At 42.0% G+C, this 26,467-nt stretch carries 22 protein-coding genes; 19 read left to right on the top strand and 3 right to left on the bottom strand.

Annotated features, from left to right (window positions below; genetic code table 11):
• Positions 1-51: 51 nt before the first annotated feature.
• The 3 genes from dapD to map form a co-directional block, all read right to left on the bottom strand.
• Positions 52-876: a 2,3,4,5-tetrahydropyridine-2,6-dicarboxylate N-succinyltransferase gene (dapD, locus tag GLIP_RS08330; protein WP_008844169.1), complete on the bottom strand. Its 825-nt coding sequence runs from the start codon at positions 874-876 to the stop codon at positions 52-54.
• The gene (gene glnD / locus GLIP_RS08335) at positions 864-3,509 is read right to left on the bottom strand and encodes a [protein-PII] uridylyltransferase (RefSeq protein ID WP_008844170.1); all 2,646 of its coding nucleotides are present in this window, start codon (positions 3,507-3,509) and stop codon (positions 864-866) included. Before glnD ends, dapD begins: the two co-directional genes overlap by 13 nt.
• Positions 3,510-3,668: 159 nt before the next feature.
• Positions 3,669-4,460 carry a type I methionyl aminopeptidase gene (gene map, locus GLIP_RS08340; RefSeq protein WP_008844171.1) on the bottom strand — a complete coding sequence of 264 codons (792 nt, stop codon included), beginning with the start codon at positions 4,458-4,460 and terminating at the stop codon, positions 3,669-3,671.
• Between the two features lie 348 nt (positions 4,461-4,808).
• Here map and rpsB point away from each other — a divergent pair, with 348 nt between their 5' ends.
• The 19 genes from rpsB to GLIP_RS08435 all read left to right on the top strand — a co-directional run bounded on the left by rpsB (position 4,809) and on the right by GLIP_RS08435 (position 26,467).
• Entirely contained in the window at positions 4,809-5,540 is a 732-nt protein-coding gene (rpsB, locus tag GLIP_RS08345; RefSeq protein WP_008844172.1) for a 30S ribosomal protein S2, read from the top strand.
• A gap of 149 nt (positions 5,541-5,689) precedes the next feature.
• On the top strand, positions 5,690-6,562 hold the full coding sequence (gene tsf, locus GLIP_RS08350; RefSeq protein ID WP_008844173.1) for a translation elongation factor Ts: 873 nt from the start codon (positions 5,690-5,692) through the stop codon (positions 6,560-6,562).
• A gap of 141 nt (positions 6,563-6,703) precedes the next feature.
• Complete coding sequence (pyrH, locus tag GLIP_RS08355) at positions 6,704-7,447, top strand: UMP kinase (protein WP_008844174.1); 744 nt, start codon at positions 6,704-6,706, stop codon at positions 7,445-7,447.
• Between the two features lie 81 nt (positions 7,448-7,528).
• Positions 7,529-8,050, top strand: a complete 522-nt coding sequence (gene frr / locus GLIP_RS08360) for a ribosome recycling factor (protein WP_407638141.1) — start codon at positions 7,529-7,531, stop codon at positions 8,048-8,050.
• Positions 8,051-8,078: 28 nt separating this feature from the next.
• A complete protein-coding gene (gene uppS / locus GLIP_RS08365; protein WP_008844176.1) occupies positions 8,079-8,807 on the top strand; it encodes a polyprenyl diphosphate synthase in 729 nt (242 codons plus the stop codon).
• Between the two features lie 31 nt (positions 8,808-8,838).
• Positions 8,839-9,702, top strand: a complete 864-nt coding sequence (locus GLIP_RS08370) for a phosphatidate cytidylyltransferase (protein WP_008844177.1) — start codon at positions 8,839-8,841, stop codon at positions 9,700-9,702.
• On the top strand, positions 9,702-10,883 hold the full coding sequence (gene ispC, locus GLIP_RS08375) for a 1-deoxy-D-xylulose-5-phosphate reductoisomerase (RefSeq protein WP_008844178.1): 1,182 nt from the start codon (positions 9,702-9,704) through the stop codon (positions 10,881-10,883). The genes GLIP_RS08370 and ispC overlap by 1 nt, the downstream gene beginning before the upstream one ends.
• Positions 10,883-12,229 carry a sigma E protease regulator RseP gene (gene rseP / locus GLIP_RS08380; RefSeq protein WP_040522458.1) on the top strand — a complete coding sequence of 449 codons (1,347 nt, stop codon included), beginning with the start codon at positions 10,883-10,885 and terminating at the stop codon, positions 12,227-12,229. The genes ispC and rseP overlap by 1 nt, the downstream gene beginning before the upstream one ends.
• A 62-nt stretch (positions 12,230-12,291) precedes the next feature.
• A complete protein-coding gene (gene bamA, locus GLIP_RS08385) occupies positions 12,292-14,757 on the top strand; it encodes an outer membrane protein assembly factor BamA (protein ID WP_008844180.1) in 2,466 nt (821 codons plus the stop codon).
• A gap of 51 nt (positions 14,758-14,808) precedes the next feature.
• Entirely contained in the window at positions 14,809-15,324 is a 516-nt protein-coding gene (locus GLIP_RS08390; RefSeq protein WP_008844181.1) for an OmpH family outer membrane protein, read from the top strand.
• A gap of 15 nt (positions 15,325-15,339) precedes the next feature.
• Positions 15,340-16,374 carry a UDP-3-O-(3-hydroxymyristoyl)glucosamine N-acyltransferase gene (lpxD, locus tag GLIP_RS08395; RefSeq protein WP_008844182.1) on the top strand — a complete coding sequence of 345 codons (1,035 nt, stop codon included), beginning with the start codon at positions 15,340-15,342 and terminating at the stop codon, positions 16,372-16,374.
• Positions 16,375-16,413: 39 nt separating this feature from the next.
• Entirely contained in the window at positions 16,414-16,860 is a 447-nt protein-coding gene (gene fabZ / locus GLIP_RS08400; RefSeq protein ID WP_008844183.1) for a 3-hydroxyacyl-ACP dehydratase FabZ, read from the top strand.
• 3 nt (positions 16,861-16,863) lie between these two features.
• Positions 16,864-17,634, top strand: a complete 771-nt coding sequence (lpxA, locus tag GLIP_RS08405) for an acyl-ACP--UDP-N-acetylglucosamine O-acyltransferase (RefSeq protein ID WP_008844184.1) — start codon at positions 16,864-16,866, stop codon at positions 17,632-17,634.
• Between the two features lie 40 nt (positions 17,635-17,674).
• Complete coding sequence (gene lpxB, locus GLIP_RS08410; RefSeq protein ID WP_008844185.1) at positions 17,675-18,853, top strand: lipid-A-disaccharide synthase; 1,179 nt, start codon at positions 17,675-17,677, stop codon at positions 18,851-18,853.
• A complete protein-coding gene (gene rnhB / locus GLIP_RS08415) occupies positions 18,846-19,445 on the top strand; it encodes a ribonuclease HII (RefSeq protein WP_008844186.1) in 600 nt (199 codons plus the stop codon). The genes lpxB and rnhB overlap by 8 nt, the downstream gene beginning before the upstream one ends.
• 55 nt (positions 19,446-19,500) lie before the next feature.
• Entirely contained in the window at positions 19,501-22,920 is a 3,420-nt protein-coding gene (dnaE, locus tag GLIP_RS08420; protein WP_040522460.1) for a DNA polymerase III subunit alpha, read from the top strand.
• A gap of 39 nt (positions 22,921-22,959) precedes the next feature.
• Positions 22,960-23,916 (top strand): acetyl-CoA carboxylase carboxyl transferase subunit alpha, encoded by a 957-nt coding sequence (gene accA, locus GLIP_RS08425; protein WP_008844188.1) that lies wholly within the window; start codon positions 22,960-22,962, stop codon positions 23,914-23,916.
• Positions 23,917-23,973: 57 nt separating this feature from the next.
• Positions 23,974-25,281 carry a tRNA lysidine(34) synthetase TilS gene (gene tilS, locus GLIP_RS08430; protein ID WP_008844189.1) on the top strand — a complete coding sequence of 436 codons (1,308 nt, stop codon included), beginning with the start codon at positions 23,974-23,976 and terminating at the stop codon, positions 25,279-25,281.
• A 190-nt stretch (positions 25,282-25,471) separates the two neighbouring features.
• Positions 25,472-26,467, top strand: coding sequence for a branched-chain amino acid aminotransferase (locus tag GLIP_RS08435; RefSeq protein ID WP_008844190.1), 996 nt, complete (start codon positions 25,472-25,474; stop codon positions 26,465-26,467).

Raw genomic sequence — 26,467 nt, forward strand, 5'->3', positions numbered from 1 at the left:
AAACAAATGTTTTACAGGGTTTTATTGACTCAACAATTGAATTTTCTGTTGCTACTCAGCGGCACGTAATAATGCGTTAATACCAACTTTAGAACGTGTTTGAGCGTCTACCTTTTTCACAATTACAGCAGCGTAAAGACTGTACTTACCGTCTTTACTTGGCAGGCTTCCTGATACAACTACTGAACCCGCTGGCACTCGGCCGTAATGTACTTCGCCGGTTTCACGATCGTAAATTCGCGTGCTTTGTCCAATATATACGCCCATTGAGATAACACTGCCTTCTTCAACCACAACGCCTTCTACAATTTCTGAACGCGCGCCGATAAAACAGTTATCTTCAATAATGGTTGGATTTGCTTGTAACGGTTCTAGAACACCACCAATACCAACACCACCTGATAAATGCACATTTTTACCTATTTGCGCACAAGAGCCAACAGTGGCCCAGGTGTCAACCATAGTGCCTTCGTCTACAAACGCGCCTATGTTGACATAAGATGGCATAACTACCACATTTTTGCCTACAAACGAGCCGGTTCTTACCGCTGCTGGTGGCACTATTCGAACGCCTTCCGCTTCAAATTGTGCTTTAGTGTAGTCAGCATATTTAAGCGGAACTTTGTCGAAAAAGCGGCTCTCAGCTCCATCCATTACATCATTATCATTAATCCGAAAATACAGTAACACGGCCTTTTTCAGCCATTGATGTACAACCCATTCACCGGCTATTTTTTCTGCGACCCGGGCTTTACCCGAATTTAATAATTCAATCGCATTTATTACTGCTTGTTTCGTTGCATCGTCAACTGAGGCGGCTGTAATCGACGCCCTATTTTCAAATGCTGCTTCTATTTGGTTTTTTAACTCTGACATGCTTCACCGCTAGTTGGAGGTTGATCTAATAATTGGATTAATCGTTTTTTAAGTTGAACTTGTTGCTCAGTGGTTAATGCATGCTCTTGTTCATTGGCAATAATGAACAAATCCTCAGCACGCTCACCGATAGTAGAAATTTTTGCCATATGTAACGTAAAGTTAAGCTCTACAAATAGATGACCCACTTTGGCCAGTAAGCCAGGAGCGTCTAAGGCTTCAAGCTCCACCATAGTGACATCTGAGCTACTTTGATAGAAACGCACTTTAGTGGTGACATCTAGTTGCTTCATACGGCGTGACATTTTACGTCTATTATTGTGCTCTCGACCTGGCTTAGCAAGCTGATCTTCTATAGCTTCTAGCAAACTTTTCAAGCGGCTAGGGGAAGAAATGCGAGACCCATCTTGTTCTAACAGAATAAAACTATCGAATACATAGCCGTCGTTAGTAATAGTAATTTGCGCGTCATGAATGGAACAGTTTCGGCTGTCTAACACCGAGGCAATTTGTGCAAATAGTGCAGGACGATTTTTCCCATAAACGAGTAATTCTGTCCCCGCTTTTGCGGTTGAATCATTTAGTGCAATAGTTAATGCGTTTTCATCTTTGGTGGCGGCTTTTGCGACTTCTTTGGCGTGCCAAGCTAGTTGCATCGGACTAAACCTAGCAAAATAGTCATTATTTAAGCGGTGCCAAAAATGGTCAATATCGGCAGCGCTAATACCATGTTTATTCAACATTTCGCGGGCTTCAATTTGGTGCTTGTTGACCCTTTCCAATAAAGTCACGCCGCATTGTAAGCCGTTATCTAAGGCTTTTTGAGTTAACAAATATAATTCGCGAATTAATGATGCTTTCCAATCATTCCAAAGATTATTATTGGTGGCGCGAATATCTGCCAAGGTAAGCGCATACAAATGCTTGAGATGATTTAGACTTTTAACTGCACGTGCAAAGTCACCGATAATTTCCGGATCATAAATATCTCTGCGTTGTGCCACTACGGACATCAACAAATGGTTCTCCACTAGCCATCGAATCAGTTCGGCATCTTCTCCATCAATACCGTGTGCTTCACAAAATGTGACGACATCTGCCGCACCTAATACTGAGTGATCGCCATTACGACCCTTACCGATATCATGAAAAATAGCTGCCAAATAAAGTAGTTCAGGCTTATCTGTTTCTTTCACGATTTTTTTACAGCGTGGAAACTCGATATTGTCGTCGCAATGATAACTATGAACATATTTAACCAAGCGATGGGTGTGCTCATCCACAGTATAGGCATGGAAAAGATCGAATTGCATCATGCCCACAATGTGGTCCCATTGGGGTAAGTAGGATTGCAAAATACCGTGCTTATGCATTAAATCCCAACCGAGTCCAAAAAAGTTTGGATGCCGCATTAGTTGCATAAACAACTCGCGACATTCGGGAATTTCACAATAATATTGAGTATTGAACTTCCTGCGAGCATTACGCAATTGTCGTAAGCAGCCAGAATGTAATCCAGTGCAATCTGGTGTGTCAGCAATCAATAGTAGAAATGACAGAATATCTTTTGGAGATTTAAAAACATCTTCTTCCCGCGGGTTAATCAAACCATCGGATAACTCAAAATTATCATCGATAACCTGCAGGTTTTTCACCTTCAACTCGAGAATATCTTGCTTGAAATACTGAAGAAGCATGACATTTAGTTCTGACACACGACGCACGGTTCGGAAAAATGATTTCATCATTTTTTCAACAGCTTCTTTGCCTTCACCGTAACCAAGTCGTTCAGCTACATCGGTCTGATAATCGAATAAAAGTCTATTCTCACTGCGTCCCGAGATTAAATGCAGTGCAAATCTAATTTGCCATAAATGTGAACGACACTCGATTAACTCCGCCCATTCACTTTCAGTAAAGTAGCCATGTTCAACTAGTTCGTGTCCGTTCCACACATTAAAATGCTGTTTTGCTACCCAGCCAATAGATTGAATATCGCGAAGACAGCCAGGATTTTCTTTGACATTCGGTTCGAGATTATAAGATGTATCGTTAAATTTGCTGTGGCGTTCTTTTTGTTCTTCATATTTGGCCGTGAAAAAGTCTTTACTAGACCAATAACTTTTACTTTTGATTTTGCTTTGTAAGGTTGCAAAACTATCTGAGCAACCCACCAACAATCGTGATTCAACTAGATTTGTTGCAATAGTGGTATCGGATTTGGCTAAACTAAACGTTTCTTTAATGGTTCGAACAGACTGTCCAATATCTAATTTGATGTCCCATAATAGGGTAATGAATAAACTAATTTTTTCTTGAACTTTTGCATTAATGGTTTTGTGACTAAGAATCAGTAGGTCTACGTCAGAATGGGGTTGTAGTTGACCTCGGCCATAGCCTCCCACCGCCACTAGTGCTAGCCCTTTTTGTTCGTTTAGCCCACCTAAATCCCATGCTTTAATTAATAACTTGTCAATGAAAACAGCCCTATCATGTACCAGCTTATCTACCGGTACTTTAGTGAATTCTTGCGACAACCAATCATAACTGTCACTCACACACTTTTTGAAACTGCGAATGTCATTGATATCAGTAATTTTTTGGATATTTTCTATGAGCTGGTCTAATGACAAACGAGATACCTCAAAAACAAGCTAGTAAAGGACAATGAAACTTGAATCTATCTATTCGGTGTTACTTTGAATCTACAAAGTGTCTAATAACCTAAAGTGCTTAGCAAATAACTAAATCACGTTAGTCATAATCATTCATAATAAGTAAAACAATGAGATCTAGTGCGATATCACTCTGTCGATCGTTTCATCATCTCGCAGAGTCAAGATTTCAACTCCGTCTTTTGTGACTAATAACGTGTGTTCCCATTGTGCACTTAAACTGCGATCTTTGGTGACGACAGTCCATTGGTCAGGCAGTATTTTGGAGTAGCGTTTTCCTGCATTGACCATAGGTTCAATGGTTAAGCACATGCCTTCTAATAGCTCTACACCGGTATTTGGACGTCCATAATGCACAACTTGCGGCTCTTCATGGAAGTTTGCTCCAATGCCATGCCCACAATACTCGCGAACAATCGAATAATTGTGTTTCTCGGCATGCTGCTGGATCACATGACCAATATCGCCTAAGCGCGCGCCAGGCTTTACCAGTTGAATGCCTTTATACAAACTTTCCTGAGTCACTCTGATTAAACGTTCTGCCAAAATGCTTGGTTTACCGACCACAAACATTTTTGATGTATCACCGTGATACCCGTCTTTAATGACTGTTACATCAATATTTACAATGTCACCATCTTTAAGTTTTTTATCTGATGGTATGCCATGACAAATCACATGATTGACTGACGTACAAATCGATTTAGGGAAAGGGGGGTGTCCATAATTTAAAGGTGCAGGAATACCTTGCTGTTCATTGACAATATAATCATGACAAATTTGGTTTAGCTCATCAGTGGTCACCCCTTTTTTCACATGGGGACCAATCATTTGCAACACGTCGGCAGCTAAACGGCCGGCTACACGCATTTTCTCAATTTCGTCTGGGGTTTTTATCGTAATTGTCAATTTTGCTTCCTAATAAAACACGGCTTAATGCATTAATGCGCGGAATTGTAACTTTTCAGCCTAAAAATGTATAGCTACTAGCAATAATTGCCATTTGCAAAGTATCGAAAGTAGTTAGGTATAAATCTGCCCATTTAAGCGTTTTTACTTGCGCATGACTGGGCTGCGTGGTATAAAGCGCACCGCAAATTCAATAGCGTCAATTTTGGCCTATGGATTCTTGCGAAATTAACTAAATAACACACATACATCGACACATTTGTCGGGGTGTCTGTTTCGGGTTTGCCGCCTGAACGGATCGATAGATGGGATGTATGGAGGCCTAACCCCAATTTGAGGAAATTAATAATGGCAAACGTATCTATGCGTGACATGCTCCAGGCGGGCGTGCACTTCGGACACCAGACTCGTTACTGGAACCCAAAAATGAAACCTTTCATCTTTGGTGCTCGTAACCGAGTTCATATCATCAACCTTGAAAAAACTGTTCCTTTGTTCAATGAAGCATTGAACTATATTAGCGGTGTATCTGCTAAAAAAGGTAAAGTTCTTTTTGTTGGTACAAAACGCGCAGCAAGCGACGCAGTTAAAGAAGCAGCACAGAAATGTGACCAATTCTATGTTAACAAGCGCTGGTTGGGTGGTATGTTGACTAACTGGAAAACAGTTCGTCAGTCTATCAAACGTTTGAAAGAACTAGAGCAACAGTCTCAAGACGGTACTTTCGATAAGTTGACCAAAAAAGAAGTGTTGATGTTACAACGTGAAATGACCAAGTTAGAAAGCAGCTTGGGTGGAATCAAGGACATGGGCGGACTTCCAGACTGCTTATTCGTAATTGATGCAGATCACGAACACATTGCAATCACTGAAGCACGTAATTTGGGTATCCCAGTTATCTCTGTTGTTGATACTAACTCAAACCCAGATGGTGTTGATTACATCATTCCAGGTAACGACGATGCAATTCGTGCTGTTCAATTGTACTTGAACGCTGCAGCTGACGCTGTAAGTCAAGGCCGTGAACAAAATCTTGAAGTACAAGCTGAGCAAGACGATTTCGTTGAAGCAGCTGAGTAATTAAAGTTCGCGACTGTCAGGTCGCGACCTTGTCATTTTTCTGTGACCTTGGTCAGGTAAAATGACATCTATCTCATCAGGGGCGGTAAGTTTTTTACGGCCCCTGTTTCATAAGTTAAGAACTATTTATAAATGCTGAGGAAACCAAAATGGCAGTGACAGCAGCCCTAGTAAAAGAACTTCGCGAGCGCACAGGCGCAGGCATGTTGGATTGTAAAAAAGCATTGGTAGAAACCGACGGTGATGTCGAGCTAGCAATTGAAAATATGCGTAAATCTGGCCAAGCTAAAGCCGCTAAAAAAGCGGGTCGTATCGCAGCTGAAGGTGTGATTATGACTAAAGTTGCTAATGGCGTAGCAACTATGATGGAAATTAATAGTGAAACTGACTTCGTAGCACGTGATGAAGGTTTCTTAGCTTTTGCCAACAAACTTGTTGATCTTGCTTCAGCTAATAAAATCAATGATATTGATACCTTGAACGACAGTGAAATCGACGGTGTTAAAGTATCTGATGCACGCGATACGCTAGTTGCTAAAATTGGTGAAAACATTTCAGCTCGTCGTGTCATCTCAGTTGAAGGTGACAACCTAGGTGCATACGTGCACGGTGGCCGCATTGGTGTTATCGCAATACTGAATGGCGGTAATGAAGAATTGGCAAAAGATGTTGCTATGCATATCGCAGCAGCAAGCCCTCAATTCGTTAAGCCTGAAGATGTACCAGCTGAAGTTGTTGCAAAAGAAAAAGAAATTCAACTTGAAATCGCGATGCAATCTGGCAAGCCAGCTGATATCGCAGAGAAAATGGTTTCTGGTCGTATGAAGAAGTTCACTGGCGAAGTTAGCCTAACAGGTCAACCGTTTGTGAAAGATCCTTCAGTTACTGTTGGTCAACTTTTAAAATCTAAAGATGCTGATGTTATCAACTTCGTTCGTTTCGAAGTAGGTGAAGGTATCGAGAAGAAAGAAGAAGATTTTGCTGCAGAAGTTGCAGCTCAAATGGCCGCAGCCAAGAAATAATTGAGCCTTTCGCTTTTGCGTAAAGCCAATGTCATATAAACTAACGGCACCTCAAATTGAGGTGCCTTTTTATATGTACTATTTACGTGGATAAAAACAAGGGTTTAACCCTGCATCCCATAACGAAGGAATAGCCAATAAATGAGTATTGCCCCAAAATCTGCATATCGAAGAATTCTGTTAAAATTAAGCGGTGAGGCCCTAATGGGTGACGAAGGATTCGGAATCGATCCTAAAGTGCTTGATAGAATGGCCCAAGAAATTAAAGAGCTGGTTGAAATGGGCGTGCAGGTAGGGTTGGTGATCGGCGGCGGAAATTTATTTCGTGGCGAAGGTCTCGCAAAAGCAGGTATGAATCGCGTTGTGGGTGACCACATGGGAATGTTAGCCACCGTTATGAATGGCTTAGCGATGCGCGATGCCTTGCATAGAGCGTTTGTAAACGCCCGATTAATGTCAGCGATACCGCTTAATGGTGTGTGTGATGCTTATAATTGGACGGAAGCCATTAGCTTATTGAAATCAGGGCGTGTTGTTATTTTCTCAGCAGGCACTGGAAATCCATTTTTTACGACCGATTCAGCAGCCTGTTTACGTGGCATTGAAATTGAAGCTGATGCAGTATTAAAAGGGACTAAAGTTGACGGAGTCTATAATGATGATCCGGTCAAAAATCCAGATGCAGTTTTACTTAAAAACGTAAGCTACCAAGAAGTACTGGAAAAAGAATTAAAAGTAATGGACTTAGCAGCCTTTACCTTGGCTCGAGACCATAGCTTGCCCATCCGTGTTTATAACATGAATACACCAGGCGTGTTGCGTCGTGTAGTGATGGGTGAAGATGAAGGAACCACGATTTCTCATCAAGGCACCAACAATCAATAATAATTATCTAAAAAACGATTAGTAAAAAGAATTAGGGAGATTGCAGTGATAAATGACATTCATGATGATGCAAAACAACGCATGGAAAAAAGCATTAGTGCACTGAAAAGCCAATTAAGTAAAATTAGAACGGGTCGCGCACATCCTGCGCTTTTAGACAGTATCATGGTGCCGTATTACGGTGCAGATACGCCATTGAAACAATTAGCCAATATTTTTGCTGAAGATGCAAGAACCTTAGCCCTCACTGTATTTGATAAGAGCGCTGCGGGTGCTGTCGAAAAAGCCATTATGCAGTCAGATCTTGGGCTTAATCCAATGAGTTCAGGTACAGCAATTCGCATACCTTTGCCGGCATTGACGGAAGAGCGTCGTAAAGATCTTATTAAAGTGGTAAGAAATGAAGCTGAGCAAGGCCGCGTAGCAGTACGTAATATTCGCCGTGATGCAAACGCGGATATAAAAGAGTTGGTTAAAGAAAAAGAGTTAAGCGAAGATGAAGGTCACAAGGGTGAAGAGTTAATCCAAAAATTGACCGACGAGTTCGTAAAAACAATAGATAGTGCATTACAAGATAAAGAAAAAGAGTTGATGGAAATTTAACCTGTCTTCGGTTAATTCCTTTTACCTTATGAGTAAACTAAATATCCCCAAGCATGTTGCCATCATTATGGATGGCAACGGTCGTTGGGCAAAAAAGAAAGGCAAGATTCGAACATTCGGGCATAAAGCTGGTGTCGAATCAGTGCGCTCTGCCGTTCGTTTTGCCCGTCAAAATGGTATTGAATCCCTGACGTTGTTTGCGTTTAGCAGTGAAAACTGGAATCGTCCTGCTGAAGAAGTAGGGGTGTTAATGGATTTGTTTAATTTTGTATTAAACAGCGAAGCCAAAAAACTCAACAAAAATGACGTACGTCTCAAGGTTATTGGAGATACCTCTCGTTTTGATAGTAAATTGGTTGAAAAAATTAATAAAGCCGAACAACTAACAGAAAATAACAACGCGTTGATCCTCAATATTGCAGCCAACTATGGTGGGCGCTGGGATATCTTGAATGCGGCTAAATCGTTCGCAAAACAGGCAGCAGCTGGAAGTTTGGATGTTGATAATGCAGAAGAAGCCGACTTAAATCAGTTTATGTCTCTTGCAGAGCAACCTGAATTAGATTTGCTTATCCGCACAGGTGGGGAACATCGAATCAGTAACTTTCTTATGTGGCAATGCGCATATGCAGAACTGTATTTTACCGATACCCTGTGGCCAGATTTCGACGAACAAGCATTTCAGCTTGCCGTGAATGATTATTCCGACCGTCAACGTCGGTTTGGTATGACTGGTGAGCAGGTGGAAACTAAATGATAAAGTTCTCCATTGGGTTCAAAGGCACCTTATGTTAAAACAGCGAATAATTACTGCAGTTATATTAGCTCCAATAGCACTTATCTGTATTTTGTTTCTACCTTTGTTTGGGTTTGAGCTATTTATTGCCTTGGTGGTCGGTTTGGGTGGCTACGAATGGGCGAATATGTCAGGTATTCAACCACGACCACAAAAAGCCATTTACGCGTTATTTGTGCTTTTTTGTTGTCTGTTTCTGGTCTATTGGGTTCCCACAGATGTCATATGGTATCAAGGCGCATTAAATAGTTTGTATATATACATTCTTGGTGTGGCGGCTATTTGGTGGTTTGTATCATTATTGATGATTCTCGCTTATCCGCGCTTTAATAATTTCTGGAAAAATAGTAAAGCAATTCGTTGTTTATTTGGGTTGTTTACCCTTATACCAACCTTTGTATCCGTGGTTTCGTTACGCTCCCACATGTATGATATTGACCCCTTATACGGCGTATCTCTTATTTTTTATGTGTTGGGTATTGTGTGGGCGGCAGATATTGGCGCATTTTTCGTTGGCGTAAAGTTTGGTCGTCATAAATTGCGTCCAAATGTGTCTCCAGGAAAAACCCTAGAAGGGTTGGCCGGAGGGATTGCGGCCTCAACTGCCATTATCGCGTTTGCTGCACTGCACTATCAGGTTGATCCCGGCAGAATATGGATGCACGTGTTAATCGGTGGATTGACCGTTGGTGTGTCTGCTTTGGGTGACTTGAATGAAAGTATGTTTAAGCGCTGTGCGGGAATTAAAGATAGCGGTAAAATACTCCCGGGACATGGCGGCTTGCTGGACAGAATTGACAGCCTAACCGCGGCATTCCCAATATTCGCTTATTGTTATGTTTTGTGGATGGCATAATGCAGAACATTGCAATTTTGGGCGCAACGGGATCGATTGGCCAAAGCACGTTAGATGTTATTAGCCTGCATCCTGATAAATACAATGTGGTGGCATTAACCGCCCACTCAAATGTGGAAAAGCTAATTACCCAGGCGATACAATTTCAGCCTGACTATTTGGTAATGTCCGACCTAAATAACTACTCCGTTATTAAACAAGCTGTTCAATCTGCCAATCTAAGTTGTGAAATTTTGGTTGGCGAAGCAGGTTTATGTCAGGTTGCCTCCGCTCCAAACGTGGATAGTGTGATGGCCGCTATAGTGGGTGGGGCTGGTTTAATGCCAACTTTATCGGCTGTTAAAGCAGGTAAAAAAGTCATGCTTGCGAATAAAGAATCATTGGTGATGTGTGGTGATATTTTTATTCAAGAAGTGAATAAAACCGGAGCTCAGTTATTACCAATTGATAGTGAACATAACGCCATTTTTCAATGCTTACCCAATCAGTTTGAATATGGCAATTTAGCCGCGTCGGGCATTTCTAAAATTCTTCTAACTGGTTCTGGCGGACCTTTTTTAACCCGCTCATTAGATAGCTTTGACGAGATCACACCTGATCAGGCCTGCGCGCATCCTAATTGGGATATGGGGCGCAAGATTTCAGTCGATTCAGCTACGATGATGAACAAAGGTTTAGAATTTATCGAAGCTAAATGGTTGTTTGGGTTGAACTCTGAAGATATTCAAATAGTCCTCCATCCGCAAAGCATTATTCATTCAATGGTGCAGTACGCCGATGGTTCTGTGTTAGCACAAATGGGCAATCCGGATATGAAAACGCCAATAGCGCATTGTTTGGCGTACCCCAATCGTATACATTCGGGGGTTAAGCCTTTAGATTTCTCGCAACTAGCTGACTTTAGTTTCCAGGTTCCTGATTTATTGCGTTATCCAAACTTAAAAATTGCAATAAATGCTTGTGAAGCAGGACAATATGCAACCACTACGCTTAATGCCGCTAACGAAATTGCCGTAGAGGCTTTTTTATCTAATCGCATTGCTTTTTCGCAAATTGCACACGTTAATGATGAAATGTTACAAGCGGTTGAGTCGCAGAATTTGCACGACATCGAAGGCGTGTTGGCATTGGATAAGCAGGTAAGAGCCCAAGCCAAAAAGTTTATAGGAATGTTAGTTTGATTTTTGAGTTTATTCGTAACCTATCTGCATTTGTTGTTGCTCTAGGAATTTTAGTTGCTGTACATGAATGGGGACATTTTTGGGTTGCACGCAGATGCGGTGTCAAAGTTGAAAAGTTTTCTATCGGCTTTGGTAAAGCATTGTGGTCACGCAAAGATAAACTAGGCACGGAATATGTTGTTGCTGCCATTCCTTTGGGCGGTTATGTGAAAATGCTAGATGAACGGGTTGAGCAGGTCAGTGAAGCTGATCTACCTTACGCGTTTAATCGTCAACACGTACTTAAACGCATTGCGATTGTAGCCGCCGGGCCCATCGTCAACTTTCTCTTTGCCATTCTTGCCCTGTATATCATGTTGCTCATAGGCCAACAAACGGTTAAGCCTATTGTCGGTAACATTGAAGCCGACTCAATTGCCGCTCGGGCGGGTTTTGCTGAGCAGGACCAAATTATTCAAATCGCCGGTCATCAAACTAATGACTGGCAAGCGGTTAACTATGAAGTGATGCGGTTAATTGGTAATGACAGCGCTGATGTGCAAGTTGTGAGTAAGGAGGGTTACAAAAAAGCGCTTGAGCTTGACTTAACAGACTGGCAATTTGACCCTGAAACCACTTCGCCACTGGCGAGTTTAGGCTTTGCCCCGTATCGTACAAACCCGACAAAACAGCTCGCTTTCGTGAGTGAATCTTCACCCGCAGCGGAAGCTGGACTGCAAGTAAACGATATTATTCTGCAGTTTAATGGAACTACTGTGGGAAATTGGGAACAAATAGTGGAGCTGATTGAGCAGCAGCCTAAACAAAATGTTACTATCACCATCGAAAGAGACGGAATAGAACAACAGGTTGTGGCCACAATTGGCGTGAAGCCAGATGATCCCGAAAAAGGTTTGCTCGGAGTCGTCACTTATTTAGAACCTTATCCGGAAGCATATTTATTTAATAAACAATATGGTCCGATTGATGGTCTTGTTGAAGGAATAAATGAGACTTGGCGTTTAATCACATTAAGTTTTGACATGATCGGTAAACTGTTTACCGGTGATGTATCGGTGAAAAGCTTGAGTGGGCCTATTTCAATCGCGCAAGGTGCGGGTATGACAGCCAGTGCTGGAATTGTCGCATTTTTGAGCTTTTTAGCGCTGATTAGTGTGAATTTAGGGATTATTAACCTTTTCCCGCTTCCAGTGCTTGATGGCGGGCACTTACTCTATTATTTTATAGAGCTTTTGACTGGACGGCCGGTCCCCGAGTCAGTACAGGAAGTCGGTTTTAAAATTGGTGGAATCATCTTGTTGCTGTTAATGACAGTGGCTTTTTACAATGACATTGCGCGTTTATAGTGTGGATGACACAAGTTACATTGCCGAAATCGGCTATGAGTGCTTAGGAAGAATATTAATAAATGAAGTTTAAACAGTTAGTTGTAGCCGGATTTATGTGGTCCAGTGCTAGCTTAGCCTTAGCTGCTACAGACCAAGAATTTGTCGTTTCTGACATCAAAGTTGAAGGCTTACAAAGGGTAGCATTAGGTGCGGCTCTAACGTATTTGCCTGTTCAAGTTGGTGACAGCATGAATAGTTTCCGCACGGCACAGTTAATTCGAAGCCTTTATTCATCTACCCACTTTGAAAGTATTGAAATACTGCGAGACGGCACGACTTTGGTGATCAAAGTCAAAGAGCGTCCAACCATTAGTAATATCATTTTTGATGGCAATGACGATATTAAAGACGAGCAATTGCAAGAAAGCTTGGACGGCAACAATATTCGTGTTGGTGAGCCACTTGATAAAACCGTTTTAACCGGTATCGAAAATGGACTAAAAGACTTCTTTTATAGCATTGGTAAATACAATGCTGATGTTAGTGCTATCGTAACGCCTCTTCCACGTAATCGGGTTGATTTGAAATTACTTTTTGAAGAGGGTGATTCAGCAAAAATTCAACAAATAAATATTGTGGGTAACGAAGTGTTTTCTGATGCTGAATTACTTAACCAAATGGAATTGAAATTTGATACGCCTTGGTGGGACTTTTTATCTGAAACTCGCTATCAGAAGCAAACGCTTTCCGGTGATATTGAAACCTTACGTAGTTATTATTTAGATCGTGGTTATTTACGTTATCAAGTGGATTCAACTCAGGTATCAATGACACCAGAAAAAGATGGTATTTATGTCACCTTAAATATTACCGAAGGTGAACAATATACGATCTCTGAGGTGGACTTGATTGGTGACCTTTTGGGCAACGAAGAATACATGCGTGCAGTGCTTCCATTGACTCCTGGAGAACTTTACAATCAGGCAGAAGTAACTTACACCGAAGAGTTTTTCAGTAAATATTTGGGACGCTTTGGCTATGCTTATCCTACCGTCACCACTATTCCAGAAATTAATGATGAAGACAAAACCGTTAAATTAACCTTGTCAGTTGATCCCGGTAGACGAATTTATGTTAACCGGATTACCTTTGAAGGAAATACCGTTACCGCTGATGAAGTCCTTCGACAATCGGTTAGCCAAATGGAAGGTACGTGGCTATCAAACAGTTCTCTGGAATCATCAAAAAATAACTTGTCACGTTTAACCTATATGGAGGAAGTTGATTTTGAAACAGTTCGACTTCCAGGCGAAGACGATAAAGTAGACGTAATATATAAGGTTAAAGAACAGCCATCAGGCTCATTTAATGCTGGTGTAGGTTACGGCGACAGAACAAAGTTAAGTTTGCAAGCAGGTATACAACAAGACAACTTCTTGGGTACTGGTAAGCGATTAGCATTCAATGTAAGTACAGTTTCATTCCAAAAGAGTGTGCAACTCTCCTATACCGACCCCTATTTCACCATAGATGGAATCAGTTTAGGTGGAACTATATCTTACAGTGAGTTTGATGCGGGAAGTGCAAACTTAGTCCAATATAACAGTAAGCAATATACAATAGGTGTCAATGCTGGTTATCCTATTGATGAATTTAACCGTATTAATTTTGGAATTAGTTACAGTGACGTCGAATTGTCGCGTCGTAGTAACTTTGAACAAACCGACAGATTTTACAATCAATTTATTGATCCAAATAATCCAGATGCGCCAATTGATTACTCAAGTTTCTTGACTTCGATATCTTGGTCCCGTAGTACCTTGAACCGTGGTATTTTCCCTACAGCAGGGTCGTCACAAAACGCTTCATTTAGTATTACCACGCCGAACTCTGATGTTAATTATTTTAAATCAATTTTTGATACTAAATTTTACTTCCCGCTTAGCCGAGATCAACGTTGGTCTGTCTTAACGCGTCTTCGTGCGGGCTACGGAAATGGTTACGGTGAAACTAATGGCATAGAACAGATATTGCCATTTACGCAAAACTTTACAGCGGGTGGTAGTGATACTCTTCGTGGTTTTGAAAACAATACGGTAGGGCCGCGTGGTGTGCAGTTATCTCCACAGAGCATTATTGGACCAGATGGCGACACTATTTTACTCGGACCTGAGTCGGATCGTGTGGCAGTATCTTCACGTTCTCTTGGTGGTAATGCCATGTTACTTGGTGGCGTAGAGTTAATCGTGCCCACGCCGTTTGTAGGTGAAGAGTTCGACAATTCAGTACGTTCTAGTGTATTCATTGATGCTGGTAACGTGTGGGATACCGAATTTGATTATGATCTTTATCGAGATTTAGATTCGATTAGTGAAGACCCAGTAGCAGATTATGGTGATTGGACACGCTATAGAGCTTCCTATGGAGTTTCTGTACAATGGCTTTCACCTATGGGACCAATGGTGTTCAGTTTCTCTAGAGCATTACAAGATCGTGTTGGAGATGATGTGAAATTCTTCTCATTCAACATTGGACAAACATTTTAAACATAAGTTAGCTTGAGCTAATTAGCAAAATAAAACAGGAAGGAGTATCCCTTGAAACAAGTATTAAAAACTTTAGTCGTTACAGCACTTTTAAGCAGCGCATTATTGAGTTCGGTTGCCTATGCTGAACAAAAAATTGCCGTTGTAAGTCGCGAAGCGGTTATCCAGCAGATGCCTCAGGCCATTGCTAGTCAGCAAGCATTGCAAATTGAATTTAAAGATGAAGGTTCGAAAGTTGATGCAATGCGTCAACAGATTGCAACTGATTTGGAATCGTTGAAGAAAAATGCACCGACAATGAGTGAAGCTCAAATTAAGGCAGAGCAAGAACGTTTACAAGCAGCAAATGCTGAATTTGAAGCATTAGCTAAGCCTTTACAAGAAAAGCTTCAGCAACGTAGACAAGAAGAGAATTCTAAAATCGTAACTATGCTACAACAAGCTATTCAAGCGGTTGTGACGGAAGAAAAAATTGATTTGGTGCTAGATAGACAAGCTGTTGTGTTTGCCTCTCCTCAGTACGATATATCTGAAAAAGTATTGAAAAAAGTTAGCCAAATGAAGTAACAAACCGGAGCCTGTATGCAGTCACTCAGTTTACAACAATTAGCAGATTTAATTGGAGCTAGTCTCCATTTGTCTGGTAACGACTCTGAAGATACTCAAATACATAGCATGAGTACTTTGGCGAATGCAGGCATTGGTCAGATTTCCTTTTTGTCAAATAGCAAGTATCGTAGTCAACTCTCTGACACGAGAGCACAAGCTGTTATTTTACATCCAGATGAGTTATCACATTGCCCAACTACGGCACTTGTTCATGCAAACCCGTATGTCGGGTTTGCGTTGGTGGCTCAAGCGCTCGACACGACACCAGATGCGGCTACCGGTATTCACCCAACCGCTGTTATCGCCGAAGATGTCAGTATGGGCGAAAACGTGAGTGTAGGAGCTAATGCGGTCGTCGAAACTGGGGTAGAGCTAGGCGATAATGTACAGATTGGAGCCGGCTCGTTTGTGGGCAAGAATTGTCAAATAGGCAGGCATACTAAACTTTGGGCTAACGTCACCGTTTATCATAATTCGGTAATAGGTGAACATTGTTTGGTGCAATCGGCTACTGTTATCGGTAGTGATGGTTTTGGCTATGCAAATGACAAAGGCAAATGGATTAAAATCCCTCAATTGGGACGTGTTGTTATTGGTGACCGTGTAGAAATTGGTGCGAGCACAACTATAGATCGCGGCGCTCTTGAAGATACGGTTATCGCTGATGGCGTAATAATAGATAATCAGGTGCAAATTGCTCATAACGTAGAAATAGGTGAAAACTCAGCTATGGCAGCTTGCTCAGTAATTGCTGGCAGCTCAAAGTTGGGGAAAAATTGCAGTGTTGCAGGCTTATGCGGATTTAATGGTCATATTGAGATATGCGATAATTCTCATTTTACCGGAATGAGCATGGTGACCAAGAGCATTACGGAACCCGGTTTATATTCCTCAGGTATGCCAGCAATATCCAATTTAGAGTGGCGTAAAAATGCGGTGCAACTCAGAAAAATTTCGTCTATTGCTCAACGTGTCAAAGATTTAGAGAAACAACAATCTAAAAAGTGATTGGGTTGGTTCCCGTCATTTATTAAAGGAGATCAGCCGTTGGCCGACAATTTGAACACCATTGAAATCGAAGAAATCATGGAGCTTTTGCCCCATAGATACCCATTTCTATTGATCGATAGAGTTACCGAGTGCACCTTAGGTGAATCGATAAAAGCGTTTAAAAATATTACGTTCAATGAACCCTGTTTTACCGGACATTTTCCTGGAAAACCTATATTCCCTGGAGTTTTGATTCTTGAAGCAATGGCCCAAGCTGCCGGTGTTTTAGGTTTTAAAACGGCAGGTAATAGTGATGAGTTATATTTGTATGCAGGAATAGATAATGCGCGTTTCAAACGACCTGTTGTGCCTGGCGATAGACTAGATTTCGATGTTTGTGTTGTCAAAGAAAAGCGTGGAATATGGAAGTTTAAAGGTGTTGCAAGTGTCGAAGGTCAAGAGGCATGTGTTGCCGAATTTATGTGTGCCATGAGGAAAATGTAAATCGTGATCCATGCTACTGCGATTGTCCATCCGTCTGCAAAATTAGCAGATGACGTACAAGTAGGCCCTTATTCTATTATCGGCGAAGATGTCGAGTTGGATAGTGGTTGTGTCGTCGAATCTCATGTTGTTATCAAAGGCCCAACTAAAATTGGTAAAAATAATCGTTTTTTCCAATTTTCTTCAATTGGTGAAGAATGCCAAGATAAAAAATATGCAGGTGAAAGAACCCATTTAGAAATTGGTGATAATAACGTTTTTCGTGAGTGTGTTACTGTGCACAGAGGAACTATACAAGATCAATCTCTTACACAAATTGGTTCTAACAACTTACTGATGGCGTACGTTCATGTAGCCCACGATTGTGTTATCGGTAATGATAATATTCTAGCTAACAACGCGACGCTAGCCGGTCATGTACATGTTGGAAACTGTGTTATTTTAGGTGGCACTACAGCCGTTCATCAGTTTTGCCATATTGGCTCTCACAGTTTTACTGGGGGAGGGTGTATCGTGTTGCGTGATATACCGCCATTTGTGATGGTCAATGGTATTGACCATACACCTGCTGGAATTAATGCCGAAGGACTAAGGCGCCGCGGTTTTGATAAAGACGTTATCATGGATATCAAACGCGCATATAAAGTGCTTTACCGTAGCGGAAATCGTGCGGAGGAAGCAGTAGAAGAGTTACGTAAAATGGCTGAAACCACAAAAGAAGTGGGCATGATGGCTGAATTCGTAGCTTCTTCTAAACGAGGAATAATTCGCTAAAATTTTTTAGCCATATTCGCTAACAGCGAGCCAATCTGATATGTCCAAGCGTCCACTTAAAATTGCTATCGTTGCCGGAGAAGCCTCAGGTGACGTATTGGCGGCTGGCATGATGAAACAAATCTTAGCCATTCATCCCGATGCTCAATTTGAAGGTATCGCTGGTCCAAACATGCTCAAGCAAGGATGCACTACATTATTCGATATGGAAGAGTTGTCGGTAATGGGGTTAGTCGAAGTCTTGTCTCGAATTCGTCGATTATTATTTATCCGCAAGACTGTATTGCAGCACTTCACCGATAATCCACCAGATGTTTACATTGGTGTCGATGCTCCCGATTTTAATTTACCTTTAGAAAAGAAATTAAAAAAGCGCGGCATTAAAACTGTGCATTACGTAAGTCCAACCGTGTGGGCGTGGCGTGAAAATAGAATTTACGGAATTGCTGAAGCGACGAATCTAGTCCTTAGCATCTTCCCATTTGAGAAAGCAGTATACGACAAGCATGGTTTCCCCTGTCAGTATGTCGGGCATACTATGGCTGACTCGATTGCGATTTATCCTGATCAGTTGTTAGCACGACAAGAACTTGATGGCGTGCAGTTAGACAAGAATGCAAAAGTGCTAGCACTGCTGCCCGGTAGTCGTGGGGGTGAAGTCAACATGTTGCTGGAGGTTTTTTTGCAAAGTGCAAGTAAACTCTGTGCAACGCTCGACGAGTTACACGTGGTTATCCCTGCGGTAAATAAAGTAAGAAAAGCGCAAATAGAAGAGATAGTCGCAAACTTTGTTGATTCTGCAAGCTACGCTTCCAACATGCGAATATCTGTACTGATGGGGCAATCTCGTAATGTAATGATTGCTGCTGATGCAATATTACTCGCCTCTGGCACTGCGTCACTTGAAGCTATGTTATGCAAACGACCTATGGTCGTCGCCTATCGATTAAAGTGGTTAACCCATCAGATCATGAAAAAGATGTATAAACCGGCTTATTTTTCATTACCCAATGTGTTGGCAGACAAACCGATTGTGCCTGAATTGCTGCAAGAAGATGTTAATCCAGTCACTATATCTGAATATCTTATCCCCATGTTTGCAACCGATGCTGTAAAAGTACCGCAAGAATTTGTAGCATTGCATGAAGTGCTCAAACAGGATGCGGATAAACAATCGGCAACTGCGGTATTGAATTTAATTGGAGCAAGTAGTGAGTAATGCGTATTTGATTGCTGGAGTTGACGAAGTAGGGCGCGGTCCACTGGTTGGGGACGTCGTTACAGCAGCTGTGATACTCGATCCTGCTCATCCCATTGTTGGTCTCACAGATTCAAAAAAATTGAGTGAAAAGAAACGCGATTTACTGTTTGATGAAATCAAAAAAAATGCACTGAGTTGGTCTATCGGACGAGCCAGTCCTAAAGAAATTGACGAACTCAACATTCTGCACGCCACTATGTTAGCAATGAAGCGCGCGGTTGAAGGATTAACGATTCAGCCCGACTTAGTTCAGGTGGACGGTAATCGTTGTCCTGATTGGTCATATAAAAGCGAGGCTATCGTCAAAGGTGATGGCAGTATTGCCGAAATTTCAGCTGCGTCAATCATTGCTAAAGTCACCCGTGACAGAGAAATGGCTGATTTACATTTACAATACCCAGAGTACGGTTTTAACCAGCACAAAGGCTATCCGACCAAGGCACATCTGCAACGCTTAGCCGAGCTTGGACCAACCAAAGAATATCGAATGAGTTTTAAACCCGTGCAACACGTTTTGTTGCAGCATAATGGAGTTATCCATGCAGTCTGAATCCACAGAGTCGTCTGTGAAGTTTATACATTTGCGCGTCCACAGCGACTACTCGATGATGGATGGCTTAAATAAAGTTAAACCCATTCTGAGTAAAGTAAAAGAAATGGGAATGCCAGCCTTAGCCATTACAGATCAGATGAATATGTGTGGTTTGGTCAAATATTATGATGCGGCCCATGCCAATGGAATAAAACCAATAATCGGTGCAGATTTTTGGGTGCAAAGTGACGAGCTAGGAAATGAAATTTTCAGGCTTACATTATTGGCAATGAATAATCAGGGTTATAAAAACATAACGTTACTTATATCCAAAGCATATCAACGTGGGCATGTACAAAATAGAGCCGTTATAGACAAACAATGGTTAGTTGAACATAAAGCTGGAGTGATTATTTTGTCCGGTGGCCTATCTGGTGACCTTGGACAGGTGTTAACCAAAGGTAATATGCCGTTAGCCGCACAAATATCCCAGTTCTATCAAACTCACTTCGCAGATTGCTATTATTTGGAGCTTAATCGCACCGGTAGGCCAGGAGAACAAGAGTATATTCAGCGCGCTACCGACTGGGCGATGCAAAATGAACTGCCGGTAGTGGCAACAAATGAAGTCTGCTTTATCGATAAGGAAGGTTTTGATGCCCATGAAATACGCGTTTGTATTCATGATGGCTATACATTAGATGATAAGCGTCGTCCTAAACGATATAGCGAACAACAATATCTGCGTAGTACAGAAGAAATGTGCGAACTTTTCTCTGATATTCCAGAAGCGCTTCAAAATTCAGTCGAGATTGCTAAACGGTGCAACGTTACAGTGACATTAGGAGAGTACTTCCTGCCTAAGTTTCCTACTGGCGGAATGTCTGATGCAGACTATTTAGTCAAAGTGTCTTGGGAAGGTTTAGAGCGACGCTTAAAGTTTTTATTTCCTGATGAACAAGTACGTGCCGAGAAGCGTCCGGAATATGATGAACGGTTGGAAATAGAATTAACGGTTATCAATCAAATGGGGTTTCCTGGATACTTCCTGATCGTTATGGAGTTTATTCAGTGGAGTAAAGACCACGGTATTCCTGTTGGGCCGGGAAGGGGGTCAGGTGCCGGTTCGTTGGTCGCTTATGCGCTGGATATCACCGACTTAGATCCATTGGAATTCGACTTACTATTCGAACGATTTTTGAACCCTGAGCGGGTATCCATGCCCGACTTCGATGTTGATTTTTGTATGGATAGGCGTGATGAAGTTATCGATCACGTTGCTGATATGTATGGAAGGCAAGCCGTATCACAAATTATCACCTTCGGTACTATGGCAGCTAAAGCTGTTGTTCGGGATGTGGGACGAGTGTTGGGTCACCCTTATGGTTTCGTCGATCGTATTTCCAAACTTATTCCATCAGATCCAGGCATGACCTTAGAAAAAGCGTTTGCCGTAGAACCAAGGTTACCCGAGCTGTATCAGCAAGATGAAGATGTCAAAGACCTAATCGACATGGCCCGTATCCTTGAGGGGGTGACTCGAAACGCAGGTAAGCACGCGGGGGGAGTGGTAATTTCTCCTACCGAAATCACAGATTTTGCACCTTTATATTGTGACGATGAAGGTAAAAACCCGGTTACCCAGTTCGATAAAAACGATGTTGAAACTGCAGGGCTAGTGAAATTCGATTTCTTGGGCCTGCGCACGCTGACAATCATTCAGTGGGCAATTGATATGATTGCCGAAGGCCGTGGTAAGCAGATTGATATCACCACTATTCCCCTTGAGGATCCTAAAAGTTTTCGAACGCTATTAAATGCAGAAACGACTGCGGTATTCCAATTGGAATCCCGCGGTATGAAGGATTTGATAAAACGTCTTAAACCGGATTGTTTCGAAGATATTATCGCATTAGTAGCGCTATTCAGACCAGGACCTTTGCAATCAGGCATGGTTGACAACTTTATTGACCGAAAGCATGGTCGTGAAGCTATTTCATATCCTGATGCTGAATATCAACACGAATGTTTGCAGGAAATTCTAGAACCCACTTACGGCATTATTCTTTATCAAGAACAGGTTATGCAAATCGCGCAGGCGATGGCGGGTTATAGCCTCGGAGGTGCAGACATGCTGCGTCGTGCCATGGGTAAGAAAAAACCAGAAGAGATGGCCAAACAGCGTAGTGTGTTTGCAGAAGGATCAAAAGGGAATGATATTGATCCGGAATTGGCGATGAAAATCTTCGATCTGGTAGAAAAGTTTGCGGGTTATGGGTTCAACAAATCTCACTCTGCGGCATATGCATTGGTGTCGTATCAGACGTTGTGGTTAAAAGCCCATTACCCAGCAGAGTTTATGGCTGCGGTTATGTCAGCAGATATGGACAATACCGATAAAATTGTTACCTTGGTAGACGAGTGTAATCGTATGGGACTCACCATACTGCCGCCCGATTTAAACGCTGGTCAATATAAATTTACAGTAGATGAACAGGGACGAATTGTTTACGGCATTGGCGCGATTAAGGGAGTAGGTGAAGGGCCTATTGAAGCGATAATAGCGGCACGTAAAAAGCACACTAAGTTTACTGATTTATTTGATTTTTGTGCCAAAGTGGATTTAAAGAAAATAAATAAACGGGTGCTTGAAAAACTCGTTATGGCCGGTGCCATGGATAATTTAGGTCCACACCGTGCTTGCATTATGGCAACGCTACCCGAAGCACTAGCCGCGGCAGATCAGCATGCTAAAGCGGAATCCCATGGGCAGTCAGATATGTTTGGGTTGCTAACTACAGAACCCGAACAAGTAGTACAAGCGTTCTCTAATGTACCTGAATGGCCGGAAAAAGTGTGGTTAGACGGAGAAAAAGAAACTCTTGGCCTATACTTAACTGGACATCCAATAAATCAGTATGAACAAGAACTTAAACATTATAGTTCTGCAAGGTTGGTGGATTTAAAACCAACGAATAAAGATACCACTTCAGTTGCCGTAGGATTGGTCATTGGAGTAAGAGTGATGACCAACAAAAAGGGACGTCGCTGGGCAATTGTGACATTGGATGATAAAAGCGCACGCATGGATGCTAGGTTCTTCCCTGATATGTATGAAAAATACGAAGAACTTCTGCAACCTGATCGAATATTGCTTATTTCTGGACAGGTCAGCTTTGATGATTTCTCAGGGGGCAATACAATATCGGGTCGTGATGCTATGGATATAGTGCAGGCGCGAGAGAAAAATGTAAAATGCTTAGGTTTGGAAGTAGAATCTGACTGGTGTAACGACGAAAGAGTGGCTAAACTGCAAGCAATTCTACAGAATTACCAAGGCGGAAGCTGCCCGGTGAATATGCGGGTTGTGCATCCAGATGCAGAAATGGTCTTAGCATTTGGCGCACAATGGTATGTGACACCAGAAGACCAGTTAATTTATGAATTGCAACAAATGTTACCCAAACAAGCGGTAGAGTTGCAGTTTAGTTGACACCAATAGTGTGTTTGAAAAACAAATATAAGGTTTGGAATGAGTTTGAATTATCTTGATTTCGAGAAACCTATCGCTGACTTAGAAGCAAAAATTGAAGAATTGCGTCTAGTGAATCAAGGCGGTGAGTTTGATGTCGGTATTGAAGAGTCGATTACTAAATTACGTGAAAAAAGTGCGGAATTGACCGCTAAAATTTTTTCTGATTTAGGCGCTTGGCAAGTTTCGCAAATAGCCAGACATCCGATGCGACCTTACACACTCGATTACATCCCACGTCTTTTTGAAGAGTTTGATGAGTTAGCTGGTGACCGTGCCTTCGCAAACGATAAAGCGATAGTGGGCGGTTTAGCTGACTTCGATGGTCAGCCAGTGATGGTGATTGGCCATCAAAAAGGCCGAGATACCCACGAGAAAATTCGTCGTAACTTTGGTATGCCAAAACCTGAAGGTTATCGTAAAGCATTGCGTTTAATGCACATGGCTGAGCGTTTCAATATTCCGATTATTACCTTTATTGATACTCCAGGGGCCTATCCGGGAGTGGGAGCGGAAGAGCGTGGTCAAAGTGAAGCGATTGCTCGCAACTTAAAAGAAATGGCAGATTTAAGCGTACCTATAATCTGTACTGTTATCGGTGAAGGTGGTTCAGGTGGAGCACTTGCGATAGGGGTTGGTGACCGTGTCAACATGCTGCAATACAGTACTTATTCTGTAATCTCTCCTGAAGGTTGTGCATCCATTTTATGGAAAAGTGCTGAAAAAGCGCCACTAGCTGCCGAAGCTATGGGAGTGAGCGCTGGCCAGATTAAAGAGTTAGGGCTTATTAATAACATTATTGAAGAGCCTCTAGGTGGCGCACATCGCAATCATGATGCAATGGCAGCCAACCTTAAAGCGACACTTAAGCAGCAACTGTCACAATTGTTGAGCTTGTCAAAAGACGAGTTATTGGAGCAGCGTTACGAACGTATCATGTCGTTTGGTTATTGCTAAGTTAGTATTACAACCACTTCAACAGCCGCTTTGTTATTGCAAGGCGGTTTTTTCGTTATGAATCTACAACAAACTGTTACCAATTCTGTTCGAGCATTTCTTGAAGGCAAGCCAAAACAGGTGGTTGTCGCATACAGTGGCGGCGTTGATTCCCACCTAATGTTGGCTACCGTAGCTGAATTAGCAACTGAATATCCTGCCAATCAATATCTTGCCGTACATGTTAACCATGGTTTAAGTCCTAATGCTGATAAATGGCAACAACATTGCCAAAAGGTATGTGAAGAATACCGTTTCCCGCTGAAAATTCAGCAGGTCAAAGTACAAGCAAGTGGCAATGGCGGAGTCGAAGCTGCTGCTCGTAAAGTGCGATATCAAGCAATAGAGTCTGTCACTCAACACAAAGGGGTGATTTTATTGGCGCAACATGTTCAGGATCAACTGGAAACTGTATTACTGCAACTTAAGCGTGGAGCAGGACCGAAAGGCTTATCAGCTATGGGGCAAACCCTAGAAAAAGAAAATGGAATTATCCTTGCGCGCCCATTTCTGCAAATTGAAAAACAACACATTTTGCAATTAGCCAAACACAAAAATTTGCAATGGATTGAAGACGAATCTAACCAAGACAGTCGTTTTGATCGGAATTTTTTGCGAACTCAAATTGTACCTAGTTTAATTGCTCGATGGCCTAATTTGGCTGAAGCAGCGCATAGAACGGCAAAGCTGTGTGCGGAACAGCAACGTCTACTAGATGAAGTTAACGAACAACACTTACAAGGCATGATTAATCAACGATTCGCAATTGATATACCTAAGTTGCTCAGTTTATCGCAGGCGTGGCAGAATCAAATTGTTCGATATTGGTTAGCCCAACAGCAACTAACCATGCCTTCATACTCAGTGCTAGATGAACTGCCTAAGTTGTTTCATGCGAAGCAAGATGCAAATCCGTCAATTGAGATAGACGATTATCAACTACGTCGCTTTAGGGATCATTTGTATTGCGTTAGGAAAAAAAACGTCGAGGTATTCAGTGAGCGTAAGTTAATTGCACGAAATACTATTTTGCCTAACTTCCTGGGGCAGCTAAGAATCGCCGATAATTTGATTGGCGAATTGACGATTAAATCGCGCGACAATAGTCTTACCTTTAAACCAAAAGCTGCACGCCACTCTAAACCGTTAAAGCAGTGGTTCAAAGAATGGAATGTGCCTGTCTGGGAAAGAGAACGTAGTTTAGTTGTGTATCTGCATGAGCAGGTTATTGCCATAGTGTGCGACCAACAGATATTTTTCGCTGACAATGTCTCAGATGATGTGGCGTCTTCAATCCATTTCGAAGCGAGCCCTCCTAAACTCTAATTATGCTGGCTGGGGTAGGAGCAGTTAACTTCTTTTATAACTAATTCATGAAAACCACATTTTTATCCTTACAAGGCTAGTGTTTGACTATGCTTCTAGCGTAAAATCCTCAGATAATTCAAATTTGGATTTTAAAATAATCCTCTTTGGTTGAATGACCTTATTCGTATTTTGGAGATTTAAGACTGTTATGGCTGCATTTGGAACCGTTTTTATGCCTGAGATGGCGCTTACTACCTTTGAAAATAATCAGTGGAGTGAGGCTAAGTTTGTCAGTGCGGATAGTATTCAAATGCACCCAGGTGCCCACGTCTTACACTATTCAAGCACCTGTTTTGAAGGATTAAAAGCGTTTCGTCACGCTGATGGCAGCGTCAATATATTTCGCATGGACGAAAATATTAAACGTATGGCGCAAAGTTCTGAATTATTGTTTTTACCTAAATTCGACTCAGAACAGTTGAGTCAAATGATCAAAGATATCGTGAAAAAATATGTCGATGAAGTACCTGCGCCTCCGGGCTCTATGTATATTCGGCCAACACATATAGGTACTGAAGCGTCAATTGGCAAAGCTGCGGCTCCTTCTGGCACTTCAATGCTGTATGTTTTGTTATCTCCGGTAGGCGATTATTTTGCTGGTGGTGCGCGCCCTTTGCGTCTACTCTTAGCTGAAGACGGTATGCGCTGTGCAGCGCATATGGGGATGATTAAAAGTGGTGGAAATTATGCCAGTGCATTAGGGCCGATTTTAGCCGCCAAAGCTAACGTCAACGCGGATCAAATTCTGTTTTGTCCAAATGGAGACGTACAAGAAACTGGCGCTGCTAATTTTATTCTTATTGATGGCAATGAAATTATCACCAAAGCGTTAGATAGTTCTTTCTTACACGGTATTACCCGTGCATCTTTACTGACCTTAGCGGCCGACTTAGGCATGACAGTCAGTGAGCGTGAGTTATCAGTAACGGAATTATTAGAGCGTGCTGCTAAGCCAGAAACAGAAGCTGCGTTATCTGGTACCGCTGCCGTGTTAACCTCGGTGGGTACGCTGATTCACAATGATAAAGAAATCAAAGTAGGCAGTGGCGAAGCCGGGCCTAAAGCAACGCGGTTACGCCAAGCACTAAATCAAATTCAGTGGGGGCAAGTGCCAGATACCCATGGTTGGTTAACCAAAGTTTAA

This window comes from Aliiglaciecola lipolytica E3 (assembly GCF_000314975.1).
In the GTDB taxonomy this organism is placed as follows: domain Bacteria; phylum Pseudomonadota; class Gammaproteobacteria; order Enterobacterales; family Alteromonadaceae; genus Aliiglaciecola; species Aliiglaciecola lipolytica.

Excerpts from the sequence above, each read along its gene's own strand:
- dapD (WP_008844169.1), bottom strand. The coding sequence starts at position 876 with ATGTCAGAGTTAAAAAACCAAATAGAAGCAGCATTTGAAAATAGGGCG.
- rpsB (WP_008844172.1), top strand. The coding sequence starts at position 4,809 with ATGGCAAACGTATCTATGCGTGACATGCTCCAGGCGGGCGTGCACTTC.
- tsf (WP_008844173.1), top strand. The coding sequence starts at position 5,690 with ATGGCAGTGACAGCAGCCCTAGTAAAAGAACTTCGCGAGCGCACAGGC.
- pyrH (WP_008844174.1), top strand. The coding sequence starts at position 6,704 with ATGAGTATTGCCCCAAAATCTGCATATCGAAGAATTCTGTTAAAATTA.
- frr (WP_407638141.1), top strand. The coding sequence starts at position 7,529 with ATGGAAAAAAGCATTAGTGCACTGAAAAGCCAATTAAGTAAAATTAGA.
- uppS (WP_008844176.1), top strand. The coding sequence starts at position 8,079 with ATGAGTAAACTAAATATCCCCAAGCATGTTGCCATCATTATGGATGGC.
- GLIP_RS08370 (WP_008844177.1), top strand. The coding sequence starts at position 8,839 with ATGTTAAAACAGCGAATAATTACTGCAGTTATATTAGCTCCAATAGCA.
- ispC (WP_008844178.1), top strand. The coding sequence starts at position 9,702 with ATGCAGAACATTGCAATTTTGGGCGCAACGGGATCGATTGGCCAAAGC.
- bamA (WP_008844180.1), top strand. The coding sequence starts at position 12,292 with ATGAAGTTTAAACAGTTAGTTGTAGCCGGATTTATGTGGTCCAGTGCT.
- lpxD (WP_008844182.1), top strand. The coding sequence starts at position 15,340 with ATGCAGTCACTCAGTTTACAACAATTAGCAGATTTAATTGGAGCTAGT.
- lpxB (WP_008844185.1), top strand. The coding sequence starts at position 17,675 with ATGTCCAAGCGTCCACTTAAAATTGCTATCGTTGCCGGAGAAGCCTCA.
- dnaE (WP_040522460.1), top strand. The coding sequence starts at position 19,501 with ATGATGGATGGCTTAAATAAAGTTAAACCCATTCTGAGTAAAGTAAAA.
- accA (WP_008844188.1), top strand. The coding sequence starts at position 22,960 with ATGAGTTTGAATTATCTTGATTTCGAGAAACCTATCGCTGACTTAGAA.
- tilS (WP_008844189.1), top strand. The coding sequence starts at position 23,974 with ATGAATCTACAACAAACTGTTACCAATTCTGTTCGAGCATTTCTTGAA.
- GLIP_RS08435 (WP_008844190.1), top strand. The coding sequence starts at position 25,472 with ATGGCTGCATTTGGAACCGTTTTTATGCCTGAGATGGCGCTTACTACC.